At 64.9% G+C, this 19,791-nt stretch carries 14 protein-coding genes; 5 read left to right on the forward strand and 9 right to left on the reverse strand.

The features are described 5' to 3' along the window. Window positions 1–173 precede the first annotated feature (173 nt). A complete protein-coding gene (locus tag CIT37_RS28025; RefSeq protein WP_011084757.1) occupies window positions 174–1,520 on the forward strand; it encodes an IS5-like element ISBj5_B family transposase in 1,347 nt (448 codons plus the stop codon). Next, window positions 1,475–2,434 carry a hypothetical protein gene (locus CIT37_RS28030; protein WP_244611287.1) on the forward strand — a complete coding sequence of 320 codons (960 nt, stop codon included), beginning with the start codon at window positions 1,475–1,477 and terminating at the stop codon, window positions 2,432–2,434. The genes CIT37_RS28025 and CIT37_RS28030 overlap by 46 nt, the downstream gene beginning before the upstream one ends. A gap of 28 nt (window positions 2,435–2,462) precedes the next feature. Here CIT37_RS28030 and CIT37_RS28035 read toward each other — a convergent pair whose 3' ends face one another. From CIT37_RS28035 to CIT37_RS28050, 4 genes are all read right to left on the reverse strand, one after another. Further along, the gene (locus tag CIT37_RS28035; protein WP_028143222.1) at window positions 2,463–4,829 is read right to left on the reverse strand and encodes an efflux RND transporter permease subunit; all 2,367 of its coding nucleotides are present in this window, start codon (window positions 4,827–4,829) and stop codon (window positions 2,463–2,465) included. A 207-nt stretch (window positions 4,830–5,036) separates the two neighbouring features. Then, entirely contained in the window at window positions 5,037–5,822 is a 786-nt protein-coding gene (gene eutC, locus CIT37_RS28040; RefSeq protein ID WP_095424914.1) for an ethanolamine ammonia-lyase subunit EutC, read from the reverse strand. Between the two features lie 6 nt (window positions 5,823–5,828). After that, window positions 5,829–7,415 (reverse strand): B12-binding domain-containing radical SAM protein, encoded by a 1,587-nt coding sequence (locus tag CIT37_RS28045; protein ID WP_028143224.1) that lies wholly within the window; start codon window positions 7,413–7,415, stop codon window positions 5,829–5,831. Window positions 7,416–7,566: 151 nt separating this feature from the next. Continuing rightward, entirely contained in the window at window positions 7,567–8,949 is a 1,383-nt protein-coding gene (locus tag CIT37_RS28050; protein ID WP_028143225.1) for an ethanolamine ammonia-lyase subunit EutB, read from the reverse strand. A gap of 222 nt (window positions 8,950–9,171) precedes the next feature. Between CIT37_RS28050 and CIT37_RS28055 the strand changes: the two genes are divergently transcribed. From CIT37_RS28055 to CIT37_RS28065, 3 genes are all read left to right on the forward strand, one after another. Next, window positions 9,172–10,911 (forward strand): methyl-accepting chemotaxis protein, encoded by a 1,740-nt coding sequence (locus CIT37_RS28055; protein ID WP_095424913.1) that lies wholly within the window; start codon window positions 9,172–9,174, stop codon window positions 10,909–10,911. 335 nt (window positions 10,912–11,246) lie between these two features. After that, on the forward strand, window positions 11,247–12,593 hold the full coding sequence (locus CIT37_RS28060; RefSeq protein WP_414645291.1) for an epoxide hydrolase family protein: 1,347 nt from the start codon (window positions 11,247–11,249) through the stop codon (window positions 12,591–12,593). A 141-nt stretch (window positions 12,594–12,734) separates the two neighbouring features. After that, window positions 12,735–13,643 carry a LysR family transcriptional regulator gene (locus CIT37_RS28065; RefSeq protein WP_095424911.1) on the forward strand — a complete coding sequence of 303 codons (909 nt, stop codon included), beginning with the start codon at window positions 12,735–12,737 and terminating at the stop codon, window positions 13,641–13,643. A gap of 93 nt (window positions 13,644–13,736) precedes the next feature. On the opposite strand, the gene CIT37_RS28070 is transcribed toward CIT37_RS28065, so the two are convergent. From CIT37_RS28070 to CIT37_RS28090, 5 genes are all read right to left on the reverse strand, one after another. Beyond that, window positions 13,737–14,699: an alpha/beta fold hydrolase gene (locus CIT37_RS28070; RefSeq protein ID WP_095424910.1), complete on the reverse strand. Its 963-nt coding sequence runs from the start codon at window positions 14,697–14,699 to the stop codon at window positions 13,737–13,739. 139 nt (window positions 14,700–14,838) lie between these two features. Next, window positions 14,839–16,053 carry an acyl-CoA dehydrogenase family protein gene (locus CIT37_RS28075; protein ID WP_038947780.1) on the reverse strand — a complete coding sequence of 405 codons (1,215 nt, stop codon included), beginning with the start codon at window positions 16,051–16,053 and terminating at the stop codon, window positions 14,839–14,841. A gap of 182 nt (window positions 16,054–16,235) precedes the next feature. After that, window positions 16,236–17,447 (reverse strand): ABC transporter substrate-binding protein, encoded by a 1,212-nt coding sequence (locus CIT37_RS28080; RefSeq protein WP_038947779.1) that lies wholly within the window; start codon window positions 17,445–17,447, stop codon window positions 16,236–16,238. A gap of 111 nt (window positions 17,448–17,558) precedes the next feature. Next, the gene (locus CIT37_RS28085) at window positions 17,559–18,134 is read right to left on the reverse strand and encodes an HdeD family acid-resistance protein (protein ID WP_026201537.1); all 576 of its coding nucleotides are present in this window, start codon (window positions 18,132–18,134) and stop codon (window positions 17,559–17,561) included. A 128-nt stretch (window positions 18,135–18,262) separates the two neighbouring features. Beyond that, window positions 18,263–19,786 carry an FAD-dependent oxidoreductase gene (locus CIT37_RS28090; RefSeq protein WP_095424909.1) on the reverse strand — a complete coding sequence of 508 codons (1,524 nt, stop codon included), beginning with the start codon at window positions 19,784–19,786 and terminating at the stop codon, window positions 18,263–18,265. Window positions 19,787–19,791: the final 5 nt, after the last annotated feature.

The following is a 19,791-nucleotide window of genomic DNA, read 5'->3' on the forward strand; positions in this document are numbered from 1 at the left end:
ATTAGTCGTCCGTGAAGAAGGACTAAGCCACTGATCGGGAATCTCGATTTGGGCTAAGGGGCATTTCCAGATTGCAAGGTTTTGATGCTTTGGGCGTCAGAACCTTGCGATTTGGTTTTCGTGGATTCCCTCGAAGCGGGAAGCATGATTCCTTGTCTGCATCGGAGGGAACGATGCGGCCGAAGAAGCACAAGACGACGGGATCGAACGATCTGTTCCGGGCTCGGCTCGACCAGATCATCAATATGAAGCACGAGCTGGTTCTGCTCGCCGGCAAGGTCGATTGGGACTGGATCGACGGCGAGATCGCGCCGCTCTACAGCGAGAACGGCAGGCCCGGGATCGAGACGCGCTTCATGATCGGTCTGCTGTTGCTCAAGCACATTTACGGGCTGTCCGATGAGGAGGTGTGCGAGCGCTGGGTCCATGACCCATACTTCCAGTTCTTCACCGGGGAAGAGTTCTTTCAGCACACGTTCCCGCACGAGCGCTCGGACCTGAGCCATTGGCGCAAGCGGCTTGGCGACAAGCTGGAGTTGCTGCTGGCCGAGAGCTTGCGGGTAGCGCACGAGGCCGGTGCATTACGCAGCCAGGACCTCAAGCGGGTTACGGTCGACACCACGGTGCAGCCGAAGGCCATCACCTTTCCGACCGATGCCAAGCTGCTGCATGCGGCCATCAAGGGGCTCAACCGCCTGGCGATCAGGCACGGCGTCAGGCTGCGGCAATCCTATGCTCGCATCGCCAAGGCCGCCGCGATGATGGCCGGCCGCTACGCCCATGCCAAACAGTTCAGGCGGCATCAGCGGCAGTTGCGTATCCTGCGTAGCCGGCTGGGCCGGATCATCCGCGACATCCGCCGCAAGATCGAAGGCCAGCCAGCACTGGAGCAGGCGTTCGCCCTCCCGCTCGGCCGGGCCACGCAGATCCGCTCGCAGCAGCAGCGCCAGCGCGGCTGGAAGCTCTATTCCTTCCATGCCCCGGAAGTGGAGTGCATCGGCAAGGGCAAGGCCAGCGCGCCTTACGAGTTCGGCGTGAAGGCCTCCATCGTCACCAACAACCGCCGGGCTCCCGGTGGCCTGTTCGTGCTGCACGCCAGCGCACTGCCCGACAACCCCTACGACGGTCACACCTTGCGGGACGTCATTGACCGCACCGAGACACTCACCGGCTGTCCGATCGAGCGGGCCTATGTCGACAAGGGATACCGCGGCCACGACGCACAAAATCCCCGTCGCGTCTTCATCTCCGGCCAGAAGCGCGGCGTTTTCGGTGTCATCAAGCGCGAGCTGCGCCGCCGCTCCGCCATCGAGCCCATCATCGGACACCTGAAGGCGGAAGGCCACCTCGGGCGCTGCTACCTCAAAGGCCGCGCCGGCGATGCCGCCAACGTCGTCCTCTCAGCCGTCGGACACAACTTCCGCCGCATCCTCGCCTGGCTGAGATATCTCTTGTGCCTGTTCCTGGCCCAGCTATGGCGCACGCTCGCCCGGCCAGCCTCGATCAATCCGGCTTCTTAACGGACGACTCATTAGCCCCCGGTTCTCGCGAGCCGGGGGCTTTTTGCTGGCATGAACTCACCCGGAACGGACTTGCCGAGATGGACCCGATACGCAGACATCTGCTCAAGGCCGCCGGGCTCTTCGTCGCCACTCGCGCCTTCGCCAATGATCAGCAGGGAGCGAACATGCAGCCTTCGTCCGTGAAGCCGCGTCACGTGCTCTGCTTCCTTGGAAAGAATGAAAGCCTGCTGCGACCGCCGAAGGCGGTGGCCGAGACGATCGCCGATTTGGGCTTCGAGATCGACCGCACCCATTCGCAAGCAAAGCCCGATCCGCACATGGAGCGGTCGTTCGGGGTGTGCTGGGACCGCGTCTTCCCGAAGGCATGGTCCGCATCCGACCAAGCGGCCGTGGCCAACCACAAATCAGTCCTCTACGTGCTGGGCCCGCCGATGGCTCAGCAGAAGACGGCCGCCTTTTCGGCCGCGGCCCTGCAGATCGTGGACGAGATGCTCGACGCGGGCGCCGTCGCGGCGAAGGGCGAGAGCGCCGGCGTCGCTCACGGCATCGCGCGGTGGCGAGGTCTCATGGATCAGGCGCGCAAGGGCGCCATAACCAGCCAGGGCCTCAGCATGACCCCCGCCGTCACCAAGGCCTGCCGCCTTGCCTTCGCCAAGCGCCCGCTCGCCGGTAACAGCTATTACGAGACCGTCGGCTATCACCTCGTCGGCCTGCCGGAGGTTTACGTCGCGAAACCGCGCGGCAACGAATGGTCCGCGGTGATGGCGATGGAGGAGATCGCCAACGCCATGGCCGAGCGCGGCATCGAGGCGACGCTGCGCGAGCGCAAGCTCACGCTCTCGCACGAGCAGGACTACGCCGAGGACGACTTCAAGTTCAATCCGTACGGGATCGTCCGGATCGAGGCGTGAGGCAGGGCAGCCTTAGCTGCCTCGCCGCTCAGATTGCCGGCTTGTCGGTCCCCTGCAGCTTGGCGTGCAGGTTGATCAGCCACATCGCGGTCGGCCGCAGGATGAAGAGGTCGGCGACCAGTGCCATCACCATCGAGAAGGCGCTGAGCCAGCCGAACAGCCGCAGCGACGGCAGGTCGGAGAACACGGTGACGACGAGGCCGCAGGCCAGCACCACCGTGGTCAGGATCAGCGCCGGGCCGACCAGCACGGTCGCCCGCTCCACCGCGAGCGCCGAGCCGACGCCCGGCTTGCTCTCGAGCCGGAGGCGGTTGAGGAAGTGGATGGTGGCGCTGAGGCCGAGACCGAACGAGACCGTAAGCGCGACGACGCTGGCGAATTGCAGGCCCTCGCCCATCGCCCACAGCACCGTTCCCGACATCACCACCGGGAAGATGCCCGGCAGGATGCAGGCGAACATCACCACCCAGGAGCGGAAGGCGAGGCCGATGAAGATCGCGACCAGCGCGAATTCGACGGTGAGCCCGCGGTTCAGCTTCTCGATCATGCTGGCCGAGTTGCGCGCCGCGATCGCGGCAAGGCCCGTCACCGCGACCTCGTAGCCCGGATGCTTCTTGCGGACGGCGTCGAGCTCGGCATCGAGCTTGTCGACGATCGGCAGGAGCTGGCTGGAATCCTTGTCCGGCACGCGGCCGGCGACCACGACCGCGTCCTGCTCGGCGTCAATGAAGCGCCGCACCAGATGCTCGGGAATGACGCTGACATATTCCTTCAGCGTCGCGACGTCGGCGCTGCCGGCCTTTTCCGCAAGCCAGCGGCGCAGGGTCTCGACCGACCAGACATTGCCGACACCGGCCGCCTTCTCCACGGTCGCATGCACGTCCGCGATGGTCTGCAGCGTCTCCGGCGAATAGAGCGATTCACCCTTGGGGAACTGGATCAGTACATTGACCGGGTTGGCGCCGGTGAGCTTGGCGTCGAGCCGGTTGCTGGCTGCGACCGCCTGACGCTTGTCCGGCACCTGGTCGGCAAGCCGGTAGCGCGGCTCCAGATTGGCGTAGATGACGCCGAGGCCGCCGACGAACAGCACTGCGATCAGGCTGAACAGGCCGGGCCGGCCCACCATCCGCACCGCGATCCAATAGCAGAAATTACGCAGCGCCTGGACGCCGGCATCCGCGCTCTGGAACTTGACCGCGAACGTCTTCTCGTTGCGCACGAGCAGCACGCCGAACACCGGCACCAGCGACAGCACCGCGACCAGCGCGATGATGGTGGCGGCGAGGCCCGCCTCACCGAACTTGCGGATCAGGTCCGAGTTGGAGAACTGCAGCGCGATGAAGGAAATGCCGGCGGTGCCGTGCGTCAGCACGCAGGCCGGGCCCACCACCAGCACCGCGTTCTTGAACGCGGTGAACTTGTCCTGGCCCGCGATCAGCCGGTCGCGCGCGGCGAAGGTGAGCTGCATCGAGTCCGAGAAGCTGATGACCATGATGAGCGGCGTCATCACGTTCAGGAACATGTTGAGATTGAAATTGGCCCAGCCGAGCGCGCCGAGCGCCAACAGGATCGCGATCATCGGCGGAAACGCCGCGGCGACCATGAACGAGATCTTGCGGAAGAAGATGATGGCGATGATGCAGCCGGCGAGAATGCCGAGGATGTTGTAGGTCAGCCCGTCGCGTTCGACGGCATTGCGGATCTCAAGCTGCATGACCGGCACGCCCGAGAGCTGCACGTTGAGACCGGTGTCGCTGAGATCCTCCTTCATCAGGGCGCGGATGTCGCCCACGGTCTTGGTCAGCTTGCTGGACGCCACCACCTCCGGATCGAGCGACAGCACGATCAGCGCCAGCGTGCCGTCTTCCGACAACAGCTTGCCGCGGATGATCTCGTTGTTTTTGACGGTCTCGATGAACTTGTCGTAGTCGGCGCCCTCGGGCAGTTCGGCCGGAAACAGCGCCGCCGGCAGCTTGCCCGGTGCCGGCGCCTGGCGTGCCGAGAAGAGCGAGACCAACCCGCGCGTGCCTTCGACCAGTTGCAGGTCGGTGACGAAGTCGCGCAGCTTCTCCAGATTGTTCCGGGCCAGCAGGTTCTTGCCCTCGACCACGACGAGGACGTCGAATTCCTCGGCCGGGAACTTCTTCGTGACCTCTTCATATTGATGGAATTCGCGACTGTCGGAGCGAAACAGCTGCGACAGCGAATCGTCGATCTTGATCCGGTGGATGCCGAACACGGCTCCGACGATCAGGACGAGCAGGACGATGCAGGAGACGATCGGCGCCCGGACGGCGATCAGCCCGATGCGCTCCAGCCCGAAGGCGATCGAGGACGTAGGTCCCTGCTCGACCTTGTCGACATGAACCTCATTCTCGCTGTGCTTTTCGAGCATGCCTTATCCAGTTCCTAAATCGGCTCGGGCTGAGAGCTTATTGCGCCCCGCGAACGGCTTGAAAACGCCATACCAATGGGAGGCTTGCCCTTTGAAAATGCGCGGAAAATCGCCGCGAGGGGTTTAGCAGGTGAACCGGTCTTTTCGCAAGCAGGCGAAGTGTGGCCGAATCGATCAAGAAGTGGCGATCTGGGCCGGGGATGCCCGTCATTCGGGCAATGCCGTGCCAATTCGACGCGGCGCGCGGTCCGCGCTCTCGTCCTTCAGCGCCACGCCGCTGACCTGCCGGGCCAGCCCCTCGCGGACCAGCCAGGCGATCTTGAAGGCGCCCTCGTCGTAGCTCAACCCGGCGTGATGGATATTGGACACGCAATTTCGCTCGGCGTCGGTGCGGCCGGGCTTCGGCGCAAAGGTCAGATAAGCGCCGAGGCTATCGGGCGCCGACAGGCCCGGCCGCTCGCCGATCAGCATCAAGGCCATGCGCGCACCGAGAATGGCGCCGATCTCGTCGCCGAGCGCGACGCGCGCGCCTGACGCGACGACGACATGGCCGACCGCGACGTCGTCCCCTTCCGCGAGCAGCGGCAGCAGGCGCCTCACCAGGGCCACCGCATGGGCGTGGACCGCCGCCGCGGACAGGCCGTCGCCAATCACGAGCGCAAGCCGGCACGGCGCCGAGGCCGCTCGCGCCAAAACCTCGGCCGAGCCAGGGTCGAGCCGCCGTCCCAGATCCGGCCGCCGCAGATAGTCCCTGCGGTCGACCGCCTGGCTCCTCACCTCGGTGACGGCAAGCCCCAGCGCGCCGAGATCGGCGACCATACGCGCTGCATCGAAGGCGGCATGCACGGCATCGCGGGCGCGGGCATGATCGAGCGTGAAATCGAGCAGCGCCTTGGTCGGCACGCTAGCGCCGCTGCGCCCGAGCGCCACGCGCGCGGGCGTGAACGCCCGCAGATCGAGGGTCGGACGGCGCGGCAGGGCCGGATCAGACATGTCGCATCATTCGGCGGGAACGGCGGCCTCGCGCAGCCGGATCGAGTAATTCGAGGCGTTCTGCCTGCCGCTGGAGGCCGCGCGCGCAAAGGTGATGAGATGGTGCGCGATCAGGGTGCATCCGATCAGGCCTTCGACATCGCCGCGCTTGAGGCGCCCCAGCGCGAACTTCCAGAACACGCGCTTGTAGTCACCGAGCACGCCGACCTTCCAGAAGATGTTGCGCAGCATGACGAGGCCACGCCTGATGTTGGCCCAGGTCTTCATCTCGTCCGGGGTCGGCACCTTGAGGCGGTGAACATAAACGTGGTCGCATTGATACTGGAAGCGCGCGTAGACCTTCTCGGGCGCATATGCGACCGCCATCGCGTGCTTCCAGGACGCGACGACCTCGTCATAGGGCAGCAGGAAGTCGACGTTGGAATCGCGGCCGTCGTCTTCGACCAGGCGCCCCTCGCGCTCCAGCCGGTCCCACAGCGGCGTCTTCGGCAGCGCCTGAAGCAGGTTGATCGTGAGCAGCGGAATCCGGGACTCCTCGACGAAGCCGAGCAGCGCCTCAGACGTATTCGGCTTGTCGGTGTCGAGTCCCATGATGATGCCGGAGACGACCTCCATGCCGTAGGAGTTGATGGTGCGCACGCCCTCCAGGATCGGGACCATCATGTTGTGGTCCTTCTGCATCGCCTTCAGCGCGTCGGGATCGGGCGTCTCGATTCCGCAGAAGATGGTGATGAAATAGGCCTCGCGCATCTTCTCGAGGATCTCGGGCCGCTTGGCGATGTTGAGCGTCGCCTCGCAGGCGAGCCGCACCACGTAGCCGGTCCGCTTCTGCCATTCGATCAGATGCGGCAGCAGATCCAGCGCCGCCTTGCGGTTGCCGATGAAATTGTCGTCGACGAAATAGACCGTGTCCGTCATGCCGCATTCGCGCAGGCGGTCGAGCTCGGCGATGATCTGCTCCGGCGCTTTGAGGCGTGGATTGCGGCCGTAGAGGCCGGGGATGTCGCAGAACTCGCACTGATAGGGACAGCCGCTGGAATACTGGATGCTGCCGAGCATGTATTTCTTCACGTCGGCAAGCTCGTAGGCCGGGATCGGAAACTCCGTCATCGGCACGCGGTCCTTGGTGGTGAGCACCACCTGTTCCTCAGGACGCGTGGTGTCGCGCGACAGGATCTCGATCAGCTGGTTGGTGGCATCGCCGAGCTCGCCGACATGGAGATAGTCGAAGGACGGATAATAGTCGGGACAGGCGCTGACGGAGGGACCGCCGAGCGCGACCGGCAGATCGAATTCATGAGCGCGGCGGCAGATGTCGTTCATCTGCTGGCGCTGGATGTGCATGCCGCTGACGAAGACCACCTCGGCCCACTCGAACTCCTCCCTGGTCGTGCGACGCAGGTTCTCGTCGACGAATTTGACCTGCCAATCCTGCGGCAGATAGGCCGAGATCAGCAGCAGCCCCTGCGGCGGCATGAAGGCACGGACACCATCGGTCAGGGGATAGGAATGCTCGAACGTCCCGAACGACGAGGTGTAGCGCGGAAACACACAGAGAATCCGCCGCGACGTTCCGTTACTTTCAGCTCGCATCAAAGCTCCCCCGCCACGCTCGACCTGGTTGCGGAAATAGCCAGCCAGACACATAGCGTAATGCTGCCGCCGGAATTTCTCAATATTGTGGCACAAGCATAATTCGGAGAGGGACCAATGGTTTCCTGAAGGCCTTAGGGAGCTTCCAGCCTCAGGCGATCAGCCGCGAGGCAAAATCGGGCAGCAGGCCTGCATCGCCGGCAAGTCGGAAATCGGCGCCAGTAATCCCTGCCTGCACCAGCCAGTCGTCGAATTCCGGCGCGCGGCGCAGACCGAAGACGTCCCGGACATAGAGCGCGTCGTGAAAAGACGTCGACTGGTAGTTCAACATGACGTCGTCGGCGCCGGGGACACCCATGATGAAGGTGACGCCGGCGGCTGCGAGCAGCGTCAGCAGATTGTCCATGTCGTCCTGGTCCGCCTCGGCGTGGTTGGTGTAGCAGATGTCGATCCCGAGCGGCAGGCCGAGCAATTTGCCGCAGAAATGATCCTCCAGCCCGGCGCGGATGATTTCCTTGCCATCATAGAGATATTCCGGGCCGATGAAGCCGACCACGCTGTTGACCAGCAGCGGGGCAAAGGCGCGGGCGACCGCATAGGCGCGCGCCTCGCAGGTCTGCTGGTCCACGCCGTGGTGGGCGCCCGCCGACAGCGCCGAGCCCTGGCCGGTCTCGAAATACATCACGTTCTGCCCGACCGTGCCGCGCCCCTGCGACAACCCGGCCTGCTGCGCCTCCTTCAGAAGCGCAAGGTCGATGCCGAAACTGCGATTGGCGGCCTCGGTGCCGGCGACCGACTGGAAGACGAGGTCGACCGGCACGCCCTGCCCGATCAGCGCCAGCGTCGTCGTGACATGGGTCAGCACGCAAGCTTGCGTCGGGATCTTCAGCCGCGTGATGATCTCGTCGAGCAGTCGCAGCAATTGCGCGATGACGGCCGGATCGTCGCTCGCGGGATTGATGCCGATGCAGGCATCGCCGGCACCCAGCAGGATGCCGTCGAGGATCGAGGCGGTGATACCCCTGGCATCGTCGAAGGGATGGTTGGGCTGCAGCCGCGTGCTCATCCGCCCCTTCAGGCCGATGGTGTTGCGGAAGGCGGTGGTGACCTCGCATTTCCGCGCCGCCAGGATCAGATCCTGATTGCGCATCAGCTTCGACACTGCGGCTGCCATCTCCGGGGTGATGCCGCCCGCCAGCTTGCGCAGGATTTCGGGCGTTGCGGCATCCGACAGCAGCCAGTCGCGGAAGGCACCAACCGTCAGCGACGCCACCGGCGCGAAGGCCTTCGCGTCATGGCTGTCGATGACGAGGCGGGTGACCTCGTCGGCCTCGTAGGGAATCACGGCTTCCTGCAGGAATTGGCCGAGCGGGACGTCGGCGAGCGCCATCCGCGCCGCGATCATCTGCTCGGCGGTGTCGGCTGCGATCCCGGCCAGCCGGTCGCCGGAGCGCGGCGGCGTCGCCCTGGCAAGCAGGTCGCGCAGGTCCGGGAAGGTGTGGGTCGTGGCGTCGATGGTATGGCGGTAGACCAAGGGTCTCTCCGGGGTGCGTCGGCCGGTGGCCGACCTAAGACTATCCTGAAACTCTACCTTCGGATCAAGACGCTGAAATAACTTGCCTTTCCTACGACCAAGGACGGAGGCAGCCAACGGCCGTGTTAACGCCGCATCCATCTTCGTTCTGCATAGTTTTGCATCAAATTCGAACCACCCCGCTCACCGGCCGCTTCAGGCCATTCCGGGCCCCTGAACACCATGACATCAGACCGATCTGGGAATGCCGCCAAGCTGGCTGGCCGTTTCACGCTTGCCACCAAGCTCTATGCGATCTTCGCGCTGTTCGCGCTGCTGACGGCTGCGATCGCGATGCTGTCCGACTACAACAGCCGCCGCGGCGCCGACCTGACCAGCGCGATCGAGACGGCGAACGCCGCAGCTCTGAACGTCGAGCGCGTCAACTCGCTGGTCTATGCGGTCGTGATGGAATCGCGCGGCGTCTACATGTCGACCGAGCCCGCCGTGGTGAAGAAATACGGCGAGGGCCTGCTCAAGTTCAACGCCCAGATCCTCGACGTCGTGAAGCGCTGGGAGACCATCGTCAAAGCCGACGATGCCGAGCAATTCGCCACCTTCAAGAAGCGCATCGAGCAGTTCGTCGAGTTCCGCAAGGAACTGGTGCGCCGCGGCGTCGAGATCAATGCGGCCGCGGGCCGCGAATGGGGCGACAACGATGCCAACCGCACCGTGCGCTCGGCGCTGAACAAGGATCTCGAGGCGCTGTCCAAGGTCTATGCCGAGCGCGCCAAACAGATCGCGCGCGAGACGGAGACCAATCGCACCCTCTCCTTCGTCCTGACCTGCCTCGGCGGCGTGGCGCTGGCCCTGGTCGTGATCGGCATCGTCATCATCGCCCGCTCGGTCGCCCGGCCGCTCGCCGCGATCACCGCGACCATCAAGCAGGTCGCCGACGGCACCGAGGATGTCGTGGTGCCGCACTCCGACCGCGCCGACGAGATCGGCGCGCTGGCACGCGCGATCCAGGTCTTCCAGGAGGCCATGGGCCGCAACCGCAACCTCGCCGCGCAGGTCTCGCAGGGCTCCGCCGCGCGCGAGGAGCGCGCGCGCCACATCGAACAGTCCGTCGAGGAGTTTCGCGGGGCGATCGGCGCGATCATGCGCGGCCTCAGCGACAACGCCTCGGTCATGCGCGAGACCGCGCAGACCATCACGCGCGTCACCGCGGATGCCTCCAGCCGCGCCGGCACGGCGGCCAATGCCACCGAGCAGGCCTCGCACAACGTCACGGCGGTGGCCGGCGCGGCCGAGGAACTGTCGGCCTCGGTCGTCGAGATCGGCCGCCAGGTGCGGCAGAGCGCCGGCGCGGTCGAGCAGACCGGCCAGCGCACCGAGAAGTCGATCTCCGAGATCGAGAGCCTCGCCGCGGCGACGCAGCGCATCGACGGCGTGCTCAATCTGATCCAGGCCATCGCCGAGCAGACCAATCTGCTGGCGCTGAACGCGACCATCGAGGCCGCGCGCGCCGGCGACGCCGGCCGCGGCTTTGCCGTGGTCGCTCATGAAGTGAAGACCCTCGCGGGCCAGACCGCCAAGGCCACCGCGGAGATCAGCGAGAACGTCTCGATGATCCAGGCCTCGACCCGCAACGCGGTCGATGCCGTGCGCGAGATCGGCGGCGCGGTGCGCGAGATCAACGAGGTCACCTCCGCAATCGCCGGCGCCATCGGCCAGCAGGACGCCGCCACGCGCGAGATCTCGTCCAACGCGCAAAGCGCGGCGCAGGGCAACGAGACGCTGGTCGCCAACATCACCTCGCTGCGCGACGCCATCGGCGAGACCGATACCGCCGCATCCTCGGTGTTGACGGCGGCGGGCAGCCTGACCGAGACCGCGGACACGCTGTCGCGCGAGGTGGAGAAGTTCTTCCAGAATTTGCGCGCGGGGTCGGGGGACGGCCGCATCGCCAGAGCGGGATGATCAAGGCGGGATGATTGGCGCGTCCGCCGCTGCAGGGGCCGCGGCGAGCCTGCTCCAGACAAAAGTGCGAAAACAACCCCATGCACAGTAGACGGGGTCAGCACTATCAATGGCCTGGCCTGCACGATGATTGCTGATTTTTCGAAGTCGTTCCCAAGCGGAAATGGACAGCGATGCTGAGCTTGTGCCCTTCGCCACGCCGGCGACGGCTCACAGCATCTAACAACGCCTAACGAGCTATCGGCCGGCCTCCACGCCATGTTGCAGAGCCAGACGAAGGAGTGTCCTGCCCCGCAGGCGCCGATCGCCTGAAGCCAGGAGGCACTCCGATGCCCATGTCATCCAATTTGCCATCCAATTCGTCATCCAAATCCGCAATCATCATCGACAGAGATCGGCGCGCGCTTCTCGGGACCGCTGCGATTGGAATTGCAGCGGCGATCTCCGCGAGCGTGTTTCCCTTTCACAGCGCGCTGGCGGCCGACGAGAGCGTCATTCGCCCGTTCCGTATCGACATTCCCGAGCAGGATCTCGTCGAGCTTCGCCGTCGTTTGCTGGCGACACGCTGGCCCGACCGCGAGACCGTTTCCGATCAGTCGCAGGGCATCCCGCTGGCGAAGCTCCAGTCGCTTGTGCACTATTGGGGCACGGGCTACGACTGGCGGAAGATCGAAGCGAAGATGAACGCGCTTCCGCAATTCGTCACTGCTATCGACGGGATCGACATTCATTTCATCCATGTCCGCTCCAGACATCCCAATGCGCTCCCTGTCGTGATCACCCATGGCTGGCCGGGATCGGTGTTCGAGCAGCTCAAGGTGATCGATCCGCTCACGGATCCAACGGCCCATGGCGGACGGCCTGAGGACGCGTTCGACGTGGTGATCCCCTCGATGCCCGGCTACGGATTCTCCGGCAAGCCGCGCGATACCGGCTGGGGCCCCGAGCACACCGCGCGCATCTGGGCAGATCTCATGAAGCGGCTGGGTTACACCCATTACGTCGCCCAGGGCGGCGATTGGGGTTCGCCCGTCTCCAGCGCGATGGCGCGGCTGGCGCCGGCAGGCTTGCTCGGCATTCACATCAACTTGCCGGCGATCGTCCCGCCCGACATCGCCGCGATCCTCGCCGCCGGCGGGCCTGCCCCGGCGGGACTGTCCGAGAAGGAACGCACCGCGTTCGAAGCATTCAGCGCGGCTGCCAGGATGGGCAACCGGTCGTATGCGGAGATGATGGGAACGAGGCCGCAGACGGTCGGCTACGGCTTGACGGATTCTCCTGCGGGGCTGGCAGCCTGGATGCTCGGTCATCCAGGGTTCTCGCATTGGAATTACGATGGCACCGACCCCGAGAAGTCCCGCGACGAGGTGCTGGACGACATCACGCTCTACTGGCTGACGAACAGCGCGGTTTCGTCGGCGCGACTTTACTGGGAATACAGCGGGCGCAGTCCCGCTCTCGCCGCCCCCGAGAAGACCGCGGAGATCTCGCTTCCCGTGGCCATCACCGTCTTTCCCGGCGAGAGCTATCAAGCCCCGGAGACCTGGGCCCGGCGCGCCTATCGCAACCTGACCTACTTCCATGAGGTCGACAAAGGCGGTCATTTTGCGGCCTGGGAGCAGCCTGAGCTTTTCTCCGCGGAGCTACGCGCCGCGTTCAAACCGCTTCGGCGCGCGAACTGACGCGCTCAGCGGCTCGACATGTCGATCAACGCGATTCCGCGAAAGCTTTTGCGGTTGCCAGATCGAGGCCGGAAGCCGGCGGCCGATTAGTCGATATAATTTGCTTGCATTCATCGATATGGGCCATGAATAGTGGCGGCCATGGCAAGCCAGGATTTCAACGATTTGCTGGCTTTCGTGGCCGTCGCCCGCGAGCGCAGCTTCACGAAGGCCGCGGCGAAACTGGGCGTGGTGCAATCGACGCTCAGCCATACGATCAAGCGCCTGGAATCGCAGATGGGGCTGCGGCTGCTCACGCGCACGACCCGAAGCGTCGGCCTGACCGAGGCGGGCGAGCGCCTTCAAAAATCAGTTGCGCCCCGCATCGAAGAGATCGAGCGCGATATCGCCGCGCTGATGTCGCTGCGTGACAAGCCGTCGGGCACGATCCGGATCACGCTCTCGGACCATGCGCTCGACACGGTCGTCTGGCCGAAGCTGTCGCCAGTCTTGGGAAAATACCCCGACCTCAAGGTCGAGTTCAGCCTCGACACGGCCTTCCGCAACATCGTCGAAGACGGCTTCGATGCGGGCATCCGCCTCGGCGAAAGCGTCGAGAAGGACATGATCGCGGTGCGCATCGGTCCGGACTGGCGGCTCGTCGCGGTCGCCTCGCCTGCCTATCTGAAGGAGCATCCGAAACCAAGACATCCGCAAGACCTGCTGAAGCACGTCTGCATCAAGCGGCGCGCGGCCGCAGGCGGCCACTACGTGTGGGAGTTCGCCAGGAACGGTCCCGACCTCCGGGTGCGCGTCGAGGGACAACTGACCTTCAACGATTCCCGGGCGATGATTGACGCCGCCCTCAAAGGTTTCGGCATCGCCTATGTCCCCGAGGACATGGTGACGCGGCATGTCCGATCCGGTGAGCTCGTCATCGTGCTCGACGACTGGTCGCCGAAATTCGACGGCTACTATATCTATTATCCGACCTCGCGGCAGAACTCGGCCGCATTCAAGGTGATCGTCGACGCGCTCCGCCATCACGAAGCGCGAGGAAGGCGCCGCTAGTTTGCCTCGGCGGCTTCATGCGCGGCGCGCTGGCGCCGCTGCCGCGTCGCTCAACGATTCGACTGGTATGACCGAGAGCCAATCAGCTCGCCGTCATTTCCCGTCGAGGAAAGCACGCACCTTGCTCACGGTCTGCGCCGGCTGCTCTTCCATGATCCAATGTCCGGAGCCGGTGACGATGCCGCCGTCAACCTTGGTGCCGACTTCGCGCATGATCGCCACTTGCTGATCGCCAAAGGACTTTTCAGCGCCGAGGGCCAGGATCGGTATGTTCAACTTGGTCCCGGCAAAAACCTTGTTGTCCGTGGCGTCTTTCCCGAACGCTGCGAACTGCTCGAAGGCGTAATGCATGTTGCCTGGCCGGGCGTAGAGTTTCGCATAATGGTTGCGGGTCGCTTCGTCGATTGCCTTGGGGTCGGCCGACAGCTCATTGTAGAACCGGTCGAGATAGATGCGCTCGCGGCCCTTGACCAGGCGGTCGACGTCAGGGCCGCGGAAGTTGAAATGCCACAGCATGGGGCTTTTCAGGATTTCGTCCCAGGGCCCGATGCCGGGCAGCGGCGCGTCGATGACGACCCATTTGGTGATGCGGTCGGGATGTTGCGCCGCGAGCGCATAGCCCACCATGTTGCCGATGTCGTGCGTCACCAGATCGGCTTTCTGGACGTTGAGCTTGTCCATGACCATGGCGATGTCGACGCCCTGGTTTTTCTTGTCGTAACCGGCTGCGGGTTGCGACGAGAGCCCCATGCCGCGCAGGTCCGGAACGATCACGGTGTGGTCCTTGTAAAGCGCCTTGGCGAGCGGCGCCCACATGTCGCCTGTATCGCCGAAGCCGTGCAGGAGCACGACCGCCGGTCCCTGTCCGCCAACGCGGACATGCAGGGTGACGCCGTTGACCGAGATGCGCTGGATTTTGAAATCCGCGGGAAAGGGCTCCACTGCGGCAAGCGCGGATGGGCCGCTGCAGATGATCAGGATCATCAAAATAGAGGCGAAGATTGCCGCAATGGATCGCGCGCCGGACGTCCGGCGGCTCGGGACGAAATTGCACATTGTTGACCTGCTCGCTCTTGTGCCGAGCGCAACAACGTCGGCAATGCACGCATTGAAGTGATCCCGTCATCCAAGCATACCATGCTACCTATGACCAGATACTTCCGCGCATTGGGCCAGTCCCGGAGAAACTGTCTGCCTATCCCATCACCCCCCCGCGCTTGATTAGCTCCTTGCCGACAGCAGCCAGATGCACCTGGTCCGGCCCGTCGCCGATGCGGATGAAGCGGGCGTAGACGTAAGCACGCGCCAGGAACGTGTCCTGCGAGACGCCAGCGGCGCCGTGGATCTGGATGGCACGGTCGATGACACGGGCGGCCATGCTGGGCACCACGATCTTGGCCGCCGCGATCAGGTCGCGCGCGGCCTTGTTGCCTTCGCGGTCCATCCTGTCGGCGGCTTGCAGCGTCAGGAGCCGCGCCTGCGCGATCTCGCAGAACGAGTTTGCGATGTCCTCGCGCACCGAGCCCTGCTCGGCAAGCGGCCTGCCGAAGGCCACGCGGGAGACGGCGCGCTGGCACATCAATTCGAGCGCACGCTGGGCGCAGCCGATCAGCCGCATGCAATGGTGGATGCGGCCGGGCCCGAGCCGCCCCTGCGCGATCTCGAAGCCGCGGCCCTCGCCGAGCAGCATGTTTTCCGCGGGCACGCGGACGTTCTCGTAGACGATCTCGGGGTGGCCGACCGGGGCGTCGTCATAACCATAGGTGAGCATGTCGCGGACGATGCGCACGCCCGGCGTGTTTCTGGGCACCAGGATCATGGATTGCTGGCGGTGACGGTCGGGATCGTCGGGCGCGGTCTTGCCCATCACGATCAGGATCTCGCAATCCTCGTTCATCGCGCCTGATGTGAACCATTTGCGGCCGTTGATGACGTAGTCGTCCCCGTCGCGCGTGATGGCACACTGGATGTTGGTGGCATCGCTGGAGGCGACCTGCGGCTCGGTCATCGAGAAGCCGGAGCGGATGCGCCCCTCCAGCAGCGGCTTCAGCCAGCGCTCCTGCTGCGCCCTGGTGCCGTAGTTGGCGAGCACCTCCATGTTGCCGACGTCGGGCGCCGAGCAGTTGAAGACCTCGGGCGCCCAGAGGATGCGGCCCATGATCTCCTTCACCGGCGCATATTCGAGATTGGTCAGACCCGGTCCGTGCTCGCCCGACAGGAACAGGTTCCAGAGCCCCTGCTCCCGCGCCAGCCGCTTCAGGTCCTGCAGGACGGCCGGCGTCCTGTAGCGCGCGGCCTCCGGCTTCACCTGCTCGTAATAGAGCTCCTCGACCGGCTCGACATGTGTCCGCATGAACTGCCGGACGCGCTCCTGGAGCTCCAGCGAACGGGCGGAGTGTTGAAAGTCCATTGGGTTCTCCTCTTCCCTTCTCCCCTTGTGGGAGAAGGTGGCGCGAAGCGCCGGATGAGGGGTTGTTTCAGCGAATGCCATTGTTAGAGGAGTGCGCGGAGATAGACCCCTCACCCGGCTTCGCTTCGCGAATCCACCCTCTCCCACAAGGGGAGAGGGTGCACCGTCTCTGCGGCTGCTCCTCACGTCCCCTTCAGCAATTCACTCGCCACCACCCAGTCGTTGCCGTCGAACTGGAGCATATAGCCATCCTTGATCGGGCGGAAATCCTGCGGCGTGGTATTGAGCGTGATGCCGGGCATCAGCAGCGACAGCGGCACGCTCTTCAGGTTCGCCGCCTGCGCCATGATGTTCTCGCGCGTCAGATTGTCCTTGCACTGCTTCAGCAGCACCACCAATGCCTCGGCGACGGTGTAGCCGTAGAGTCCGGCGACGTTGTTGACGTCGGCATTGGGCAGGCGCTTCTTCATGAAGTCGATATAGGCCGTCATCGCCGGATCGTTCTTCGGCGTCTCGACGAACGGTTTCAGCGACCCGAGCGAGAGCACGCCCTTGCCGGCCTCGAGACCCGCAGGGACCATCACGGTCGCCTTGTTGGCGCAGCCGGAGGCGAGGAAGCGCGTCGGCTGCCAGCCGACCTCGTGGGCTTTCCTGATCGCCTGCGCGCAGGCGCGCGGCGTCACCGAATAAATCATGAAGACGTCGGCCTTGGTGTTCGCCAGCGTCAGCACCTGGGAATCGACGGTGGGATCCGCGACCTCGAAGCTCGAGGCCATCGCGATCGCCTTGTCGGCGTCGGCGCCGAGCGCCTCCTTGACGCCGCGAAGATATTCCTTGCCGGCATCGTCGTTCTGGTAGAGCACGGCGAAGCGCGCGTTCGGGTTCTTGGCGCGGGCATAGGCGACGTCGATCGCGGCCTCGCTGGTGTAGTTCGGCGCCCAGGGCAGCGCCATCGACCAGGGCATGTTGGCCGGATCGTTCCATTTCGAGGCCGAGCTGATCAGAAAGAGCTGCGGCACCTTGTTGCTGTTGAGATATTTTGCGATCGCCGAGCTCGGCGCCGTGCCCATGGTCGCGAAGATGAAGGCGACGCCGTCGCCTTCGACGAGCCGCCGCGCCGCCTCCATGGTCTTGGGCGGCGAGAACGCGTCGTCCAGCGAGATCAAATTGAGCTTGCGGCCGCCAACCCCGCCCTTCTCGTTGACCTCGTCGAAATAGGCCGCGATCACCTTGCCCGTGATGCTGAGCGGCGAGGCCGGCCCGCTATAGGGCATGGTGTTGCCGATCTTGATCTCGGTGTCGCTGACGCCCGGACCGTAGGATTTTTGCGCGGAGACGGATGTGGACAGGCAGGCGGCAGCGAGCGCTGCGGCCAGGGCCAAGGCGGCTTTCATGGTATCTCCCCGGTGATCTCCGCGCGAGGCGGCCGCGCGGGTGCTGCTTTTTGTCAGCGCGTCAGATCAGCGGAGTTCCGCAAGATGGTCTTGCGTCGAGTTGCTGATGGCTCAGCCGCGCCGCTTCAAGCTGAAGCCCAGGCTGATCCAGCCCGCTCCCGCCATGATCAGGTCGATGCCGAGGAACAGGCCGAGGATATAGACGCTGTTCACCGGCCAGCGCGCGACGATCAGCAGGCCGAGCAGCAGCGTGATGACGGCCGACAGCGCCACCCAGACCCACGGGCTCTCGCGCTTCATGCTGAAGGCGAGAAACAGCCTGACGGCGCCCGAGGCGATCAGCGAGGCGCCGAGAAACAACGTCAGCAGGACCGCCGCGAACAGCGGATTCTCGAAGGTCAGGAAGCCCGCGATCACGTAGAGCACGCCGAGCAAGGCCCAGATCAGGAACTTGCCCCAGCTCTTCATCTGGAACGCGCCGATGATCTCGGTGACGCCCGCGACGATCATCATGGCGCCGACCACGATCACGCTCGCCACCGTCGCCATCACCATGCTGCCGAGCGCAATGAAGCCGGCGATGAGATAGACGACGCCGAGCGCGACGATCCAGCCCCATTTGGCATGCAGCGCCGCGATGCCGGAGCCGAGACTTGGGTGATGTGACGTGTCCGAAGCACTGGTCATGACGGCCACTCCTGCTTGCGTAGCCCGGGGGCACGCGCCAGAATAGCACGCATCGTGCCGGGACGACAGCCAGCAGAGCACCCGTACCGGCAGTAACATTGACGCAAATCAAGATCGACTGCGGCGCGTCAGCCGCGCGACCGCTCCATCTCGAGCTCGGCCTTGAGGTTGTCGAGATCGCGGTAGATCGAAGCAATCGCGAGCACGCGGCCGTCCTTGCGGTACTTCAACAGGCAGTCCTTGCCTCCGATGCTGCCGTCGATCGCGACCTCGTCAAAGCTCTCGGCGTGGCCGACATAGTTGATCGGCACGTCGTAGTGTTGCGACCAGAAGAACGGCACCGCGTCGAAGCGCTCGCGCTTGCCGAGCATGTTGCGCGCCGCGGTCTGGCCCTGGCGTTCGGCAACGACCCAATGTTCGACGCGGATGGTTTGCCGGGAATGCGGATCGGGCCAGCGCGCGATGTCGCCGGCCGCGAAAATGCCGGCGACACTGGTCTCGAGATATTCGCTCACGCTGACACCGCGATCCGCCGCAAGGCCGGCGTGCTCGGCCAGCGCAAGGCGCGGCTTGACGCCGATGCCGACCACGACGAGGTCGGCTTCGATGACAGCTCCACTCTTCAGCGTGGCGCGGGTGCCGTCGAGCTTTTCGACTGTGTCCTTGAGATGAAAGATCACGCCGTTCTCTTCATGGAGCGACCGCACGAAGTCGCCCATCTCGGAGCCGAGCACCTTCTGCATCGGCCGCTCTTCCGGCGCGACCACGTGCACCTCGATCTTGCGTGCCCGCAAGGACGCCGCGACTTCGAGGCCGATGAAACTGGCGCCGATTACCAAAGCGCGCCTGGCACTCTCCGCGGCCTTGATGATGGCGCGGCTGTCGGCGACGGAGCGCAAGGTGTGGACATGCGGCTGGTCGGCGCCCGGGATCTGCAGTTTGACGGGCTCGGCGCCGGTCGCGAGCAGCAGCCGGTCGAACGGAAGCCTGTCGCCATTGCCGAGCGTGACGTTGCGCGTCTTCGCATCGATGGCGGAGACGTCGGTGTTGAGCCTGAGATCGATGCCCGCGTCCTGATAATAGTCCTGACCCCGCAGCGGCAGCCAATCCTCCGGTGCGTTGCCCGCGAGATAATCCTTGGAGAGGTTGGGCCGGTCGACCGGCATCGCGCCGTCATCGCTGAGCATGGTGATGGCGCCGGCAAAGCCCTCGCGCCGGAGCGTCTCGGCGGCCGCGAAGCCGGCTGCGCCGCCGCCGACGATGACGAATTTCTCCGGTGTCGGCGCGTTGCGATGAGCGGTCGACGGCTTTGGCGCCTCGCGCTTGCGCCGAACGATGATGTCGTCCCGATCGCGCGCGACCTCCCACACCGCCAGCGCGTTCAGGGCCGGCGGGCGGGTGGCTTCGCCCGTGCGCAAGGAGAAGCAGGCGTGATGCCAGGGGCAGCGGATGGTGTCTCCCACCACCAGGCCCTCGGCGAGCGGCCCGTGGTAATGGCTGCAGGCCGGCTCGATCGCAAAGATCTCGCTGCCGGCCTGCACCAGCAGGACGTCCTCCTCGCCGACATGACCGAGCAGTTTGCCATCCCTGAACGCGGTCAGCGACACGCCTTTGCTCAGGTCGGGTCCGCTCGGCTTGTTGTCCTCGGTCATGGCGC

It is taken from the genome of Bradyrhizobium ottawaense (assembly GCF_002278135.3).
Lineage (GTDB): Bacteria > Pseudomonadota > Alphaproteobacteria > Rhizobiales > Xanthobacteraceae > Bradyrhizobium > Bradyrhizobium ottawaense.

What these genes read in the sequence shown, in the direction of transcription:
- CIT37_RS28025 (WP_011084757.1), top strand. Translation starts at nt 174, where the DNA reads ATGCGGCCGAAGAAGCACAAGACGACGGGATCGAACGATCTGTTCCGG.
- CIT37_RS28030 (WP_244611287.1), top strand. Translation starts at nt 1,475, where the DNA reads ATGGCGCACGCTCGCCCGGCCAGCCTCGATCAATCCGGCTTCTTAACG.
- CIT37_RS28035 (WP_028143222.1), bottom strand. Translation starts at nt 4,829, where the DNA reads ATGCTCGAAAAGCACAGCGAGAATGAGGTTCATGTCGACAAGGTCGAG.
- eutC (WP_095424914.1), bottom strand. Translation starts at nt 5,822, where the DNA reads ATGTCTGATCCGGCCCTGCCGCGCCGTCCGACCCTCGATCTGCGGGCG.
- CIT37_RS28045 (WP_028143224.1), bottom strand. Translation starts at nt 7,415, where the DNA reads ATGCGAGCTGAAAGTAACGGAACGTCGCGGCGGATTCTCTGTGTGTTT.
- CIT37_RS28055 (WP_095424913.1), top strand. Translation starts at nt 9,172, where the DNA reads ATGACATCAGACCGATCTGGGAATGCCGCCAAGCTGGCTGGCCGTTTC.
- CIT37_RS28060 (WP_414645291.1), top strand. Translation starts at nt 11,247, where the DNA reads ATGTCATCCAATTTGCCATCCAATTCGTCATCCAAATCCGCAATCATC.
- CIT37_RS28065 (WP_095424911.1), top strand. Translation starts at nt 12,735, where the DNA reads ATGGCAAGCCAGGATTTCAACGATTTGCTGGCTTTCGTGGCCGTCGCC.
- CIT37_RS28070 (WP_095424910.1), bottom strand. Translation starts at nt 14,699, where the DNA reads ATGTGCAATTTCGTCCCGAGCCGCCGGACGTCCGGCGCGCGATCCATT.
- CIT37_RS28075 (WP_038947780.1), bottom strand. Translation starts at nt 16,053, where the DNA reads ATGGACTTTCAACACTCCGCCCGTTCGCTGGAGCTCCAGGAGCGCGTC.
- CIT37_RS28080 (WP_038947779.1), bottom strand. Translation starts at nt 17,447, where the DNA reads ATGAAAGCCGCCTTGGCCCTGGCCGCAGCGCTCGCTGCCGCCTGCCTG.
- CIT37_RS28085 (WP_026201537.1), bottom strand. Translation starts at nt 18,134, where the DNA reads ATGACCAGTGCTTCGGACACGTCACATCACCCAAGTCTCGGCTCCGGC.
- CIT37_RS28090 (WP_095424909.1), bottom strand. Translation starts at nt 19,786, where the DNA reads ATGACCGAGGACAACAAGCCGAGCGGACCCGACCTGAGCAAAGGCGTG.